Source organism: Microlunatus sp. GCM10028923, from assembly GCF_042666975.1.
In the GTDB taxonomy this organism is placed as follows: Bacteria; Actinomycetota; Actinomycetes; order Propionibacteriales; family Propionibacteriaceae; genus Microlunatus.
Genome location: NZ_JBHTFF010000001.1, coordinates 366,527 through 380,018 on the forward strand (window position 1 = coordinate 366,527; position 13,492 = coordinate 380,018).

Annotated in this window: 15 protein-coding genes; 8 read left to right on the forward strand and 7 right to left on the reverse strand. The window is 70.4% G+C overall.

All coding sequences use genetic code 11. The features are described from left to right. Positions 1-29: 29 nt before the first annotated feature. On the forward strand, positions 30-1,070 hold the full coding sequence (locus tag ACFQU4_RS01630; protein WP_377486009.1) for an LLM class F420-dependent oxidoreductase: 1,041 nt from the start codon (positions 30-32) through the stop codon (positions 1,068-1,070). On the opposite strand, the gene ACFQU4_RS01635 is transcribed toward ACFQU4_RS01630, so the two are convergent. Further along, positions 1,067-1,936 carry an undecaprenyl-diphosphate phosphatase gene (locus ACFQU4_RS01635; RefSeq protein ID WP_377486011.1) on the reverse strand — a complete coding sequence of 290 codons (870 nt, stop codon included), beginning with the start codon at positions 1,934-1,936 and terminating at the stop codon, positions 1,067-1,069. The genes ACFQU4_RS01630 and ACFQU4_RS01635 overlap by 4 nt on opposite strands. A gap of 185 nt (positions 1,937-2,121) precedes the next feature. Here ACFQU4_RS01635 and ACFQU4_RS01640 point away from each other — a divergent pair, with 185 nt between their 5' ends. Then, a complete protein-coding gene (locus tag ACFQU4_RS01640; RefSeq protein ID WP_377486013.1) occupies positions 2,122-2,640 on the forward strand; it encodes a flavin reductase family protein in 519 nt (172 codons plus the stop codon). Here the strand turns inward: ACFQU4_RS01640 and ACFQU4_RS01645 are convergent. Next, the gene (locus tag ACFQU4_RS01645; protein WP_377486015.1) at positions 2,613-2,870 is read right to left on the reverse strand and encodes a hypothetical protein; all 258 of its coding nucleotides are present in this window, start codon (positions 2,868-2,870) and stop codon (positions 2,613-2,615) included. The two genes, ACFQU4_RS01640 and ACFQU4_RS01645, sit on opposite strands and share 28 nt — an antisense overlap. Positions 2,871-3,308: 438 nt before the next feature. Between ACFQU4_RS01645 and ACFQU4_RS01650 the strand changes: the two genes are divergently transcribed. Genes ACFQU4_RS01650 through ACFQU4_RS01665 form a run of 4 tightly spaced genes read left to right on the forward strand, consistent with a single transcriptional unit; the run spans position 3,309 to position 6,124 of the window. Beyond that, positions 3,309-4,010 carry a DinB family protein gene (locus ACFQU4_RS01650; protein WP_377486017.1) on the forward strand — a complete coding sequence of 234 codons (702 nt, stop codon included), beginning with the start codon at positions 3,309-3,311 and terminating at the stop codon, positions 4,008-4,010. Further along, positions 4,007-4,729 (forward strand): histidine phosphatase family protein, encoded by a 723-nt coding sequence (locus ACFQU4_RS01655; RefSeq protein ID WP_377486019.1) that lies wholly within the window; start codon positions 4,007-4,009, stop codon positions 4,727-4,729. Before ACFQU4_RS01650 ends, ACFQU4_RS01655 begins: the two co-directional genes overlap by 4 nt. Positions 4,730-4,739: 10 nt before the next feature. Then, positions 4,740-5,333, forward strand: coding sequence for a DUF3090 domain-containing protein (locus tag ACFQU4_RS01660; RefSeq protein ID WP_377486021.1), 594 nt, complete (start codon positions 4,740-4,742; stop codon positions 5,331-5,333). A gap of 5 nt (positions 5,334-5,338) precedes the next feature. Further along, positions 5,339-6,124, forward strand: a complete 786-nt coding sequence (locus tag ACFQU4_RS01665; protein WP_377486023.1) for an SCO1664 family protein — start codon at positions 5,339-5,341, stop codon at positions 6,122-6,124. Between the two features lies 1 nt (position 6,125). Here ACFQU4_RS01665 and efeB read toward each other — a convergent pair whose 3' ends face one another. The 3 genes from efeB to efeU are packed head-to-tail and all read right to left on the reverse strand — an operon-like array spanning position 6,126 to position 9,477. Then, positions 6,126-7,439 (reverse strand): iron uptake transporter deferrochelatase/peroxidase subunit, encoded by a 1,314-nt coding sequence (gene efeB / locus ACFQU4_RS01670; RefSeq protein ID WP_377486025.1) that lies wholly within the window; start codon positions 7,437-7,439, stop codon positions 6,126-6,128. 2 nt (positions 7,440-7,441) lie between these two features. Continuing rightward, positions 7,442-8,614: an iron uptake system protein EfeO gene (efeO, locus tag ACFQU4_RS01675; protein WP_377486027.1), complete on the reverse strand. Its 1,173-nt coding sequence runs from the start codon at positions 8,612-8,614 to the stop codon at positions 7,442-7,444. After that, positions 8,614-9,477: an iron uptake transporter permease EfeU gene (efeU, locus tag ACFQU4_RS01680; protein WP_377486029.1), complete on the reverse strand. Its 864-nt coding sequence runs from the start codon at positions 9,475-9,477 to the stop codon at positions 8,614-8,616. The genes efeO and efeU overlap by 1 nt, the downstream gene beginning before the upstream one ends. A gap of 91 nt (positions 9,478-9,568) precedes the next feature. Between efeU and mshC the strand changes: the two genes are divergently transcribed. Both mshC and ACFQU4_RS01690 read left to right on the forward strand, forming a co-directional pair. Beyond that, entirely contained in the window at positions 9,569-10,807 is a 1,239-nt protein-coding gene (gene mshC / locus ACFQU4_RS01685) for a cysteine--1-D-myo-inosityl 2-amino-2-deoxy-alpha-D-glucopyranoside ligase (RefSeq protein WP_377486031.1), read from the forward strand. Between the two features lie 310 nt (positions 10,808-11,117). Continuing rightward, on the forward strand, positions 11,118-12,143 hold the full coding sequence (locus ACFQU4_RS01690; RefSeq protein ID WP_377487328.1) for a phosphotransferase family protein: 1,026 nt from the start codon (positions 11,118-11,120) through the stop codon (positions 12,141-12,143). Between the two features lie 164 nt (positions 12,144-12,307). Here the strand turns inward: ACFQU4_RS01690 and ACFQU4_RS01695 are convergent, their stop codons facing one another. Both ACFQU4_RS01695 and ACFQU4_RS01700 read right to left on the reverse strand, forming a co-directional pair. Then, the gene (locus tag ACFQU4_RS01695) at positions 12,308-13,216 is read right to left on the reverse strand and encodes a hypothetical protein (protein WP_377486033.1); all 909 of its coding nucleotides are present in this window, start codon (positions 13,214-13,216) and stop codon (positions 12,308-12,310) included. After that, the gene (locus tag ACFQU4_RS01700; protein WP_377486035.1) at positions 13,213-13,455 is read right to left on the reverse strand and encodes a hypothetical protein; all 243 of its coding nucleotides are present in this window, start codon (positions 13,453-13,455) and stop codon (positions 13,213-13,215) included. Before ACFQU4_RS01700 ends, ACFQU4_RS01695 begins: the two co-directional genes overlap by 4 nt. Positions 13,456-13,492: the final 37 nt, after the last annotated feature.

The following is a 13,492-nucleotide window of genomic DNA, read 5'->3' on the forward strand; positions in this document are numbered from 1 at the left end:
CTCTAATCGGATGGTTTAGCGTGACCGGCATGCGACTTGGCCTGAATCTTGGTTACCTGGTCGGCTCCGAGGATCCGCGCGGCCAGCTGCGCCTGGTCCGGCGGGCCGAGGAGTTGGGCTTCGACACGGTCTGGGCGGCCGAGGCGTACGGGTCCGACGCCGTCTCCGTGCTGGCCTGGCTGGCCGGTCAGACGACCACGATCGGAATCGGGTCGGCCGTGCTGCAGATCCCGGGCCGCACCCCGACGATGACCGCGATGACGGCCGCGTCGCTCGACCTACTGACCGGCGGCCGGTTCCGGCTCGGGCTGGGCGTCTCGGGGCCGCAGGTGTCGGAGGGCTGGCACGGCGTCCGGTTCGATCACCCGCTCGGCCGGACCCGGGAGTACGTCGCGATCGTCCGGTCCGCGCTGGCCCGGGAGACGGTCAGCCACGACGGTGATCATTACCGGCTGCCGCTGCCGGACGGGCCCGGCAAGCCGCTGAAGCTGACCATCGTGCCGCCCAGCGAACGGATCCCGCTGCTGCTGGCCGCCGTCGGCCCGCGCAACCTCGAACTGGCCGGGGAGATCGCCGACGGCTGGCTCGCCGTGTTTCACGCGCCCGAGCACGCCGAAGATCAACTCGCCGCGATCCGGCGCGGCCGGGAACGGTCCGGGCAGCCGGACCGGGACTTCGCCGTCGTCCCGACCGTGCCGGTGGTGGTCGGCGACGACCCGGAACGCTGCGCCGACGTGATCCGCCCCTACGCCGCGCTGTACGTGGGCGGGATGGGCAGCCGGAAGCAGAACTTCTACAACGCCCTCGCGGTCCGGATGGGGTTCGCCGACGCGGCCGCCGAGGTGCAGGACCTGTTCCTGTCCGGCCGGCCCCGGGACGCCGCGGCGGCGATCCCGTACGAGTTCATCGATCAGACCTCGCTGGTCGGCCCGCCCGGCCGGATCGCCGAACGGCTGGCCGTGCTCGCCGAGTCGGGCGTGACCAGCGCCGCGCTGCTGCCGTTCGGCCGGACGGTCGAGGACAAGCTCGCGATGATCACCGCGGTGCGCGAGGCGTACCGAGAGGACTAGGGGGAGACGGCCGGCACCACGCCGGTCAGCAGCAGCACCGCGACGACCGCGGCCAGGGCCAGCCGGTAGATCACGAAGCCCTTGAAGTCGTGGGTGCTGATGTAGCGCAGCAGCCAGTGGATCACGGCCAGGCCGACGCCGAAGGCGATCGCCGTGGCCAGGATGATCGGGCCGATGTCGGACGGTACGCCCTCGTCCTTGATCAGATCGAACAGTTGGTAGAAGCCGGAACCGAGGACGGCCGGGATGGCGAGCAGAAAGCCGTATCGGGCCGCCGCCTCGCGCTTGTAACCCATCGCCAGGCCGGCCGCGATCGTCGCGCCGGAGCGGGAGACGCCGGGGACCAGGGCCAGCGACTGGGCCAGGCCGAACAGGATGCCGTGCTTCCAGGTGATCTGCTCCAGCGTGCGCTCGGTCTTGGCGAAGTGGTCGACCAGGCCGATGATCAGGCCGAAGCCCGCGAGCATCGCGACGGTCAGCCACAGGTTGCGGAAGACCGATTCGATCTGGTTCTGGAACAGCAGGCCGAGCACGACGATCGGGATCGAGCCGATGATCACCAGCCAGCCCATCCGGACGTCCGGGTCGTCCTGCAGTTCCCAACGGAACAAGGCCTTGAACCAGCGCGAGATGATCCGCCCGATGTCCTTGGCGAAGTACAGGACGACCGCGAGCTCGGTGCCGATCTGGGTGATCGCGGTGAACGCGGCCCCGGGATCCTTGCCGCTGATCAGCCGCCCCACGATCGAAATGTGCGCACTGGAGGAGATCGGCAGAAACTCGGTCAATCCCTGTACCAGGCCCAAGATCAGCGCTTCAAGCCATCCCACGTCGCTCGTGTCTCCCGTTCGTCGGCGTCGGCCCACACCCGGGCCCCGCAAGACACTAGACCCCAGCTGGCACCGGCTCGTCGCACCCCGGTCCCATTCGAGACCGTGTCGGGTGCGACCTGCGGCTCGACCGGAATCCAGCACAGTTCGCCGGGATCGACCGCTGAGATCGCGATGCGGCGAAAGTGCGCTGGAATCCGGTCACCGGTAGAACTGGACGCGTGACGATCCACTCCGAGCACCCGTTCCTGCCGCCGGAACGGGACCGGTCGCCGGTCCGCCGGTTCCGCGGCCGCCTGCCCGCGCCGGTCACCCTGTGGACCAGCCCCGGGCCGGCCGGGCTCACCGTGTCGTCGCTGCTGATCGCCGACGGCGAACCGGCCGAGCTGATCGGGCTGATCGACCCCGACTCCGACCTGGCCGACGCCTTCGCCGACCAGGACACCGTCGCGGTGAGCCTGCTGGGCAGCGGCGACCAGCGGCTGGCCGACGCCTTCGCCGGGCAGACCCCGGCCCCCGGCGGGCCGTTCCGGCTGGCCGAGTGGACCGACACCGACTGGGGCCCGGTGCTGTCCGGAACCGCCGCCTGGCTCGGAGCCCGGCTCGTCGACCGGACCACCCGAGCCGGCTGGGCGCTGCTGGTCCGGGCCACGATCGAACGGGTCGAACTCGCCGACCCGACCGCCGACGCGCTGGCCCACCTGCGCGGCCGCTACGGAGTATTCGAAATCAGGAGTTGACCTCCGCCAGCCAGGTGCTGGTGACCCGATTCCAGAGCAGGCCCAACCCGTGCGTCCGGGATCTCGAACAGCCCGAGCCTCGCCCATCGATGCCCCGACCCGATCGTGAAGGCACGAACGATCATCACGACGCTCTCGATCAAGGTGAGCATGGTCAAGAACACGGTGAGCGCGTAGCCGAACGGCAGCTGGGTCTGCTCGTTCAGTTCGACCAGCGCGGGGACGGCCATGAACCCCGCGAGTAGGGCCAGCGCCCCGGGCCGGAACCGGGCTTGTGAAGGCGTTGCATTGCAGGTTTAGGACATCGGCCGCCACGGCCGCGAGCCATGATCAGCGACCGCTCCGACGGGCACTTCTTCGATGCACGGATCGAGGCTGGGGTCCGCGCCGGCGGTGATCATCGGTGCTTGGCCTCCAACTCGTCCGCCAAAGCGCGTTTGGGTCTCGGCCCAGTGCTCGACCGGCTCGGCGTTGTCCGCACCCGAGGCGAGAAGCCGTTCGGCGGCGGCCTGCCGGACGCCGATCCCACTCTCGTCGTGCTCATGTCGGGCGAGCCGAATCCGAACGTGAACGCGCCGCTCCGGAGTCAAAGGCATGCACCCAGCCTTGCAGGCACACGCCGGGTTCAGCGAGGACGCTTCGTGGGACTGAAGCATAGAGTCGACACTATGATCGACGATGCCCGTACCTTCCTCGGCACTGATCTTTCGGGGGCAAGATTCCGCGACGTGGTGCTGGTCGACGCCAAGATCACCGGGCTGATCACCGGGCTCACGGTGAACGACGTCGAGGTCGAGCCGTTGATCAACGCCGAGCTGGACCGGCGGCATCCGGAGCGGATCCTGCTCCGGTCGGCGGACCCGGATGATCTTGGTCGCGGCTGGCGGATCGTCCGGGAGCAGTGGTCGGCGACGCTGGCCCGGATCCGCGCGTTGCCCGGCCGACAACGGCGGGAGCGGGTCGACGGCGAGTGGTCCGCGCTGGAGACACTGCGTCACCTGATCTTCGTCGCCGACGACTGGTTCGGCCGCACGGTACGAGGCGAGGCGCAGCCCTATTGGCCGGCCGGGCTGGTGCCGTCGTTCCTGGAGGCGTTCCACCCGGAGCAACTCGGGATCGACCTCGCCGCCGACCCGGACCTGGCCGCGATCGAGCAGCGCTGGACCGAACGGACCGCCCAACTGGACGCCTGGCTGGCCACGCTGACCGAGGCCGAGCTGGCCCGGGAATGCCCGTCCAGCTTCAGCTCCGGGGCCGGCGCGACGCTCCCGGCACGAACCTGCCTCCACGCGGTGCTGGAGGAGTTCGCCGCCCACCGCCGGTACGCCGAGCGGGACCTGGACCGCCTTGTTACCGTTGACGGCAAATGACGACACTGTTGCTGATCCGGCACGGCCGTACCGCGGCCAACACAGCCGGGATCCTGGCCGGGCGTTCTCCCGGGGTCGAGCTCGACGAGGTGGGCCGGGGCCAGGCCGCCGCGGTCGCCGAACGCCTGATCCGGGTGCCGCTGACCTCCGTGATCACGTCCCCGCTGCGCCGCTGCCGGCAGACCGCGCAGGCGATCCTCGCGGTCCGCGACGGGCAGCAGGCGACGGTCGAGAACTCGCTGACCGAGTGCGGCTACGGCGACTGGACCGGCAAGCCGCTGCGCGAGCTGGTCAAGGAGAAGCTCTGGCCGACCGTTCAGCAGCAGCCGTCCGCGGTCCGGTTCCCGAACGGCGAGTCGATGACCGAGATGTCGGCCCGCGCGGTCGGCGCCGTCCGGGCCTGGGACGCCAAGCAGGCGGCCGAGCACGGCGACCACGCGGTCTGGGCGGCGGTCTCCCACGGCGACGTGATCAAGGCGATCCTGGCCGACGCGCTCGGCCTGCACCTGGACCAGTTCCAGCGGCTGCTGGTCGATCCGGCGTCGATCTCGATCATCCGCTACACCGCGACGCGCCCGTACCTGGTCACGATGAACTCGACCACGGCCGATCTGGGTGACCTGCTGAAGCCGCCGCCGGCGCCGAAGAAACGGTCCCGGAAGGGCTCGGCCGACGCACCGGTGGGCGGCGGGCTCGGCGCCGCCGAGGCACCGCACTAGGCTGGTCGTCATGGCGATATTGGTTCACCGCTTCGACGCGCCGGACAGGTTCGTCGCCGGCACCGTCGGGCAGCCAGGGGAGCGAACCTTCTTCCTGCAGGCCCGGGAGGGCAACCGGATCACCAGCGTGGTCTGCGAGAAGCAACAGGTCTCCGTGCTGGCCGAGCACCTGGACAAGATCCTCAACGAGGTCGTCCGGCGCAGCGGCGGCGATGTCGAGGTGCCTCCGCCGGCCCCGGCACCCCGGGACACCCAGCCGCTGGACGCGCCGATCACCGAGGAATTCCGGGTCGGCACGATGACGATCGCCTGGGACCCGAACATCGACCGGATCGTCATCGAGATGTTCTCCAACGTCGAGAACGCCGAGGACAGCGAGGAGGAGACTCCCGTCGAGCCGGAGCAGGAACTGTCGCCCGAGGAGGAGTCCGACGAGGTGTTCGTGGTCCGGATCACGGCCGCGTACGCCCGCGAATTCGTGGCCCGGTCCCAGGCGCTGGTCAACGCCGGCCGCCCCGCCTGCCCGTTCTGTCTGCAGCCGATCGATCCCGAGGGCCACGTGTGCCCGCGGGCCAACGGCTACCGGCGCCCGCTGTTCAACTGACGCCGGTGCATCCTGCCCTCGAAGCTCGCCTGGACACCGGCGAGCTGGAGATCACCGGGCGACTGCTGCAGGCCTCCAACGTCACCCTGCTGGCGACGCTGACCGATCCCGAGACGAAGCAGGGGATCGACTGCGTCTACAAGCCGATCAAGGGCGAGCGGCCGCTCTGGGACTTCCCGGACGGCACGCTGGCGCTGCGCGAGGTCGCGGCGTACGAGGTGTCGAAGGCCGGCGGCTTCGACCTGGTCCCGGTGACCGTGCTGGTCGACGGGCCGCTCGGGCCGGGATCGCTGCAGGCCTGGGTCGACGTCGAGGACGACGCCGAGGAGCTGATCGACCTGGTCCCGGCGGAGACCATGCCGCGGGACGGCTGGTTCACCTGCGTCGAGGGGTACGGGCCCGACGAGACCCCGGTCGCGGTGATCCACGCCGACCATGATCGACTCCGGCTGATGGCCGTCCTGGACGCCTTGATCAACAACGCCGACCGCAAGGGCGGCCACATCCTGAACAGCCACGGCGGCGTCTTCGGCGTCGATCACGGGATCAGCTTCCACAGCGAGCCGAAGCTGCGCACCCTGCTCTGGGGCTGGGCCGGTACAGACCTCGACGAGGCCGAGCTGGCCTGCGTCGAGCGGGCCGCCGCGGAGGCCCCGCCGGTGCTGCGCAAGCTGCTCGCCGAGGACGAGGTGGAGGCGTTCCTGCACCGCGCCGCCCGGCTGCTCGGCACCCGCCGGTTCCCGCGGCCGCGGGCCGATGATCATCGCACCGTGCCCTGGCCGCCCTTCTGACTCAAGAAAACAGGGCCTCGCCGACGAACGATCCCTCGGCGATGCCGGGCGGCACCGCCCACAGGCCCGAGCCGGTGTGCTGCAGATACTCCATCAGCCCGTCGGTCGCGGAAAGCCTGGTCTGCATGGGGATGTAGTGGGTCCGCGGATCCCGGACGAAGGCGATGAAGAACAGCCCGGCGTCCAGCCGGCCCAGGCCAGTGGTGCCGTCGACGAAGTTGAAGCCGCGGCGCAGCATCCGTACCCCGTCGTTGGCGTCCGGATGAGCGAGGCGTACGTGAGCGTCGGCGGCGATCAACGGCTCGCCGCCGCGACCGGCCAGCCGGAAGTCCGGCTGGCTGAACTCGGAGCCGCCGGACAGCGGCGCCCCGGCCGCCTTGGTCCGGCCGATCAGCGCCTCCTGCTCGCGCAGCGAGGTGCGGTCCCAGGGCTCGACCGCCATGCTGATCCGGCGGGCGACCAGGTACGTGCCGCCGGCCAGCCACTCGGCCCGCGGGTCGGCGCCGGCCGGCACCCAGACATGATCATCGAGCAGCCCGGGTTCCTCGGCCTTCAGGTTCGCCGTGCCGTCCTTGAACCCGAACAGGTTGCGCGGCGTTTGCTGACCGGTCGACGTCGAGGAGGTACGGCCGAAGCCGAGCTCGGACCAGCGCACCGATGCCGTGCCGAACGCGATCCGGGCCAGGTTGCGAATCGCGTGCACCGCCACCTGCGGATCGTCGGCGCAGGCCTGCACGCAGAGATCGCCGTCGCTGCGGGCCGGGTCGAGCTTGTCGGCGGGGAAGTGCGGCAGCCGGCGCAGCGCGGCGGGCTGCCGGCCGGCCAGCCCGAACCGGTCCCTTCCTTGATCATCGCGGAACAGGGACGGCCCGAACCCGAAGGTCAGCGTGAGCCCGGCCGGCGGCAGCCCGATCGCCTCGCCGGTGTCGTCGGGCGGGGCGTCGTACGGTCCGGAGGTGGGCCCCAGTTCGCCGGCGCCGAGCCCCTGGGTGAGCCGCGCGGCGGCCGCGGTCCAGCGCCGGAGCAGGTCGATCAACGCCGGCCGGTCGTCGGTGGTGACGTCGAACGCGGCGAAGTGCAGGCGATCCTGGACCGGGGTCGCGATGCCGGCCTGATGCCCGTCGTGGAACGGATAGCGCCGCTCCACCGCGGGTACGGCGCTCCCGGTGGCCGCGCCGTGATCATGGAGGGCCCGGTCGCCGACCACGCCGGCCGCGACCCCGGCGCCGAGCAGGGCGGCGCCGGCACCGGCCGTGCCGAACAGCCGCCGGCGGGACAGCCCGCCGGCGGTCGGCTCGCGCTCCGGTTCGGTCATGATCAGACGACCGCTGCGGTCATCGACGACAACGGCTCGGAGAGCGCGTTGACCGCGTCGGAGAGCTGCTTGACCTCGGCCCGGCTCAGCTCGTCGTAGAAGGCGAAGCCGTCGTCCTTCCGGTGCTGGTCGAGCAGCTTCTGCAGCTCGGCGAAGCGCTGGCCGATCTTGCCGTCCAGGTCCGGATTCCGCTTCTGCAGCAGGGGTTTCAGGCCCTCGTAGCCGACCCGGGCGCCGTCCACGTTGGCCTGGAAGTCCCACAGGTCGGTGCGTGACCAGTACTCCTCCTCGCCGGTCACCTTGCCGGTCGCCACCTCGTCCAGCAGGCCCTTCGCGCCGTTGCCGATCTGGTCGGCGGTGAAGGTCAGGTCGCGGGTCCGGTCGTACAGTTCCCTGGTGTTCGCCACAAGATCATCGGCGTACTTCTTCCGGCCGGCGTCGTCGAGCTTCGCGTACCCCTTGGCCCGGGCCGGCCAGAGGTCCTTCTCGATCCGGTGCCAGCCGGTCCACTGCTGGCCCTCGGCGAGGTCGGCCTCGCGCAGATCCATCTTCGGGTCAAGATCACCGAACGACTCGGCGACGGTCTCGATCCGCTCCCAGTGCTCGCGGGCCTTCGGATAGAGGGCGCGCGCCTCGTCGTCCGAACCGCCGGTGTAGAGCCCGGCGAACTTCTCGGTCGCCGCCAGCAACTGCTCGGTCTGGTCCTTGACGTACGCGCCGTAGAGCTTGTTCGCCTGCTCGACCAGGGCCGCGTCGTCGCCGGACGGGGCCAGGTCGGTGCCGGAGTCGGTCACGGTGAAGGCGGCCCGGATGCCGTCGCCGACCATGCCCGGCTTGCAGGCGGTGAAGTAGCCGCCGGGCGGCGCGGTCAGGACCAGGTCGCGGGACAGGCCGGGCCCGATGTTCTCCACCTCGCCGATGATCCGGAGGCCGTCGGCGCCGAGCAGGTAGAACTCGGTCACCTGGCTGCCCTCGTTGGTGACGCTGAAGGTGAGGTTGCCGGACGGCGCCCCGGCGGCCGAGACCGTACAGGCGGTGTCGCCGGCCTTGACCGTGAGCGACTGCGGGTTGCCGCCCGGGTCGGCGGGGGCGGCGTTGTCGGTGCAGCCGGCCGTCGCGAGCGCCAGCGTGGCGAGCAGGGCGAGCGAGCAGCGTTTCATCCGGGAGTGGTTCATCAGGCTCCTTGGGTACGGGCCGCCGCGGGCACGGCCGACGTCGAGCGGCCGCGGCGGTTGATCATGGTCAGAAAGATGATCATCGTGGGAACGGCGTAGCCGACCCAGGCGATCAGTTCCAGCCACGTGGTGGCGGGGGAGAAGTTGAAGACGCCCTTGAGCAGGGTTCCGTACCAGGAGGTCGGCGGGATCGCCGCGGACACGTCGAAGGCCAGATCGTGCAAGCCCGGCAGGAATCTCGCCTCCTGCAGGTCATGCACTCCGTACGACAGCACACCGGCCGCGATGATGATCAGGAACGCACCGGTCCAGGTGAAGAAGCGGGTCAGGTTGATCTTGATCGCGCCGCGGTAGAACAGGTAGCCGAGCAGCACCGCGACCACGATCCCGAGCAGCGCACCGACCAGCGGGACGACGGTGCTGGACCCGGCCCGCAGCGCCGTCTGGGTCGCGGCCCAGAGGAACAGTGCGGTCTCCAGGCCTTCCCGCCCGACGGCGAGCAGCGCGACGACGACCAGCGACCAGGCCCGCGAATCCGCGGCGGAGTCGATCTTGGTCCGCAACTGGCCGGACAGGCCCTTCGCGGCCCCGGCCATCCAGAAGATCATCCAGGTGACGAAGCCGACCGCGATGATCGACAACGTCCCGCCGATCAGCTCCTGCGCCTCGAAGGTCAGCCCTTTCGGGCCGAAGGTCAGCAGGGCCCCGAACAGCAGCGACACCGCGACGGCCAGGCCGACCCCGAGCCAGATCCGCGGCAACAGGTGCCGCCGGTCGGACTTGACCAGGTAGGCGACCAGGATGCTGACCACCAGCGCGGCCTCGAGACCCTCGCGCAGGCCGATCAGGAAGTTCGCCACCATGATGCCCCTCCGACTGCCTCAGGGTGAGGCTTGCCTAAGCTAACGCCGGGCTGGTCTCGTGGCAAGCGGTCCGCGTGATTAGGGTTGGCGCATGCAGGCATGGCGCGCTCCGGGGATCTCCCGCCTGCCGGGATCGGACGGAACGGTCTCGGTGTACGACACCTCCAGCGGGGCCGTCGTCCCCGTCGGTCCAACGTCCGGCACGGCCCGGATGTACGTGTGCGGCATCACGCCGTACGACGCGACCCACCTCGGGCACGCGAACACCTACGTGGCGTTCGACCTGCTGAACCGGTCCTGGCGCGATGCCGGGCTCGAGGTCGCCTACGTCCAGAACGTCACCGACGTCGACGACCCACTGCTGGAGCGGGCCGAGCAGACCGGGGTCGACTGGGCCGAGCTGGCGGCGGAGCAGACCGAACTGTTCCGGACCGACCTGGCCGCGCTCAACGTGCTGCCGCCGGACCACCTGATCGGCGCGGTCGAGTCGATCGACGAGGTGGTCGGCCTGATCGAGAAGCTGCGCGAGATCGACGGCGCGATCTATCCGGTCGCCGATCCCGAGCATCCTGATCTCTATTTCGCCCGCGCCGCCGACGGCCGGTTCGGCAGCCTGTCCAAGCTCGGCGCCGAGGCGGTCACGATCTTCGGCGAGAACGGCGGCGACCCGGACCGGGCCGGCAAGAAGGACCCGCTGGACTGCCTGGTCTGGCGGCTGGCCCGCGACGGCGAGCCGAGCTGGGAGACCGCGCTCGGCGCCGGCCGTCCCGGCTGGCACATCGAGTGCACCGCCATCGCGCTGCGCTACCTCGGCCCGGAGTTCGACGTGCAGGGCGGCGGCCGGGACCTGATCTTCCCGCACCACGAGATGTGCGCGGCCGAGGGCCGGGTGGCGACCGGCCGCGAGTTCGCGAAGGCGTACGTGCACAGCGGGATGGTCGGCCTGAACGGCGAGAAGATGTCCAAGTCGAAGGGCAACCTCGAGCTGGTCTCGCGGCTGCGCGCCGCCGGCGCCGACCCGATGGCGATCCGGCTGGCCCTGCTCTCCCAGCACTACCGCGCCGACTGGTCCTGGACCGCGGACCTGCTCACCGAGGGCACCGAGCGCCTCGATCAGTGGCGCGAAGCCGTCCGCCGGGATGCCGGCATCGACGCCACCGAGACCCTGGCCAAGGTCCGCGCCGCCCTCCGGAATGATCTTGACGCCCCGGCCGCCCTGGCCGCCATCGACGCCTGGGCCGGCGCCACCCTGACCATCGACGGCGACGACTCCCAGGCCCCCGCCCTGATCGCCCAAGCCACCGACGCCCTCCTCGGCATCTCCCTCTAACCCCCACCTCCAAGCCCCCGCCTCCAAACCCCGCCGACCGGGCACAAAAGCAGCCGTTCTGGCGGCGTGTCGCTGCAGAGGTGCCCGGTCGATCCCGGTGGGCTCCGGCTGGGCCCAGAGCAGAAAACCCGTTGCTGACGAGCGGGCCGGCCCTGTTACGTTGCAGGTCCAAGGTCAGATCCGGGCACACCCCGGAGCACTCGACCACAGCGACTCACAACGAGCCGCGTGGTGGTGAGGTGCTCCGGGTTCCTGGTTTCCGGAGTCCGCTTCACTTCCGCGCGGTGCGTGGAAGGAACACGTGATCACCATGGTTCTCGATCCCGACCACACCGAACCCGAGCGCCAGATCGGGCCGCGCCGGTACTCCGAGAGACTCGGCGTGATCGATGGCGCCCAACTCCAGGCCGTCGCCGACGAGTTCGGACTCGGCCGCGTCCTCGCCGCCGAGCCGGCTCCCCAGGGCCTGTTCGGCCAGATCATCTTCCTCACGACAACCGACGGTGAGTACGCGATGCGGGGAAACCCGCACGGGCACGGCCACCTCACCAAGGAGCGCCGGGTCGCGCAGCTGATTCACGAACGGTCGTCGTTGGCCGCGCCGTGGCCGTACCTGATCAGCGAGGACACCGAGCTGTTCGGCTGGACGTACGCCGTCATGCCCAGACTGCCCGGCGCGAACGGCTCCGAGTTCTGGGACGCGGCCGATGACACGCAGCAAGTCGCGATCGCGGCGACCTGTGGCGAAGCACTGGCTCGGCTGCACGAGACGACCTCACCGTTCTTCGGGCCGTACGACTTCGAGCGCGACGCGTTCACCGCGTTGGACGACTACCCGGGTTGGGTGGTGCAACGCCTCGAACAGTGCCGCACGACGTGCCGCGAGGTCGACGCGCTGCGGGCCGAGGACGAGAGCTTGATCGACAGCGTGATCGAGGAAGGCGTCGAGGCGCTGGCCGAGCCGTTCGAGCCGGTCCTCGTCCATCACGACTTCAGGCCGGGCAACCTCAATCTCCGACAGACGAATCATCGCTTCGTCGCCACCGGCGTCTTCGACCTGTTCGAGGCCTACCTGGGCGACGGTGAGGAGGACCTGGTCCGGATGCTCCGGACGGTCCGGACGGACGAGCAGCGCCGAGCCTTCCTCGACGCCTACACGGCTCACCGGCCGCTGCGGCCGGGTGCCTCCCGACGCCTCGCGCTGTACGCCCTCGCCGACTGGCTGATCATCTGGGGGTGCGGCCAACGACACCACGTCTGGTTCGAGGACGACGACACCCTCCGCGGCACGGCCGGCCCGATCATCGACGCGGCCCGACGAGCCGGCTCGGCCTGACGGGCTGAATTCCTGCACCCGATCGATCGCGCCGTCCCCTCGACCTTCGCTGCGGACCTGGCCCGCGCCCGGCTCCCTGCGCCGACCCGGCACCTCTGCAGCGACACGCCGCCAGATCGGCTGCTTTTGTGCCCGGTCGGCGGTACGGCGGAGCCTCGGTCCGGCTAGTGGTGGGGGTCGCGTGGCGCTGCCGGTGGCCGCTGCCAGCCGGCCGGGTCGGGGGCGACCCGGCTGTTGGTCACATCCAGGTCTCTGGCCGCCTTGGCTCGGCCGTTGGCGATGCGCAGGAAGTTGTTGACCATGTGCCTTCCGATCTCCCGATTGGCCTCCGACTGCCGTTGGCGCAGGTCGTCCACGGTTCCGTGCTCAAGGGCCCGGACGGTGCCGAACCCGTCCGGCGCCGGCCGGGTGATCCAGCGGTCCACGATCACCTCGTCCTTGGTGCTCGGCCGGATCTCGGATCGGTCGTAGGGACCCGGGTCCCAGGGCCGTCCGGTCTGGGGCTCGAGCTCCGGGAACACGCTGATCAAGTAGGCACCGAGGGCCTGGTCGCTGACCGGACCGAGGCCGAGTTTGAGCTTCAGATCGTCGGGGTCGGTCGCGGTCGAGCCGATCCGCAGCACGTCCGCCGAGGTCAGTTCCTCGGGCTTGATGGCGACCTCGATGGGCCTGCTCGCTGACTCGGCATCGGAGGGAGCCAGGCCGAACCTGGTGGTCCAGTCGTCTTGCTCGATCAGCCGCTGCCAAGAGTCAGGACCGCCGAGGGGGTTGGCCTCCGGATAGCCGACGACCGTCACTTCATGGATCGGCTGTACGCCCTCGGCCGCGGGAGCAGTACCACCGCCACCCCCACCACCGCCGCTGGGTGGTGTGACGCCTTCGGTCATCAACTGGCCGTCCCTGCCGTAGCGGTCGGTCGCCGGTTTGAGGGTGTCGGCGGTGGTGGTGAGGTGATCAAGATCGACCCGGTCGTCCAGATAGCGCTGCCCGAAGTCGTCCCTGGGCCCGGTGCCCCGGGCGGTCGGGCCATGGGCCGGCTGGTCGGCCTGGGGTGCGGCCTGAAGTTCGTTCATCGTTGTTGTCCTTCCAGATGTTTCGCGACCCATTCGGCATCGGCGAACAGGACCGTCGGATCCCGACGGTCGCGTCGAAGCGCGGTCTCCAGCGCGGAGGGCCGCACGGCCCCGTACGTCACCGCGTCCCGTGCCTCGACGTCGGCGAGGTCCGTGAGCAACCACTCCGTCACGATCCGTTGCCGTTCGGTCCGAGTGGCGCCGGGGACGTATTGATCGTCCTCCCTGCCGACAGCCATGGCGTGCCGGGTGCGTTCCCAGCGGTATGGCATCGCA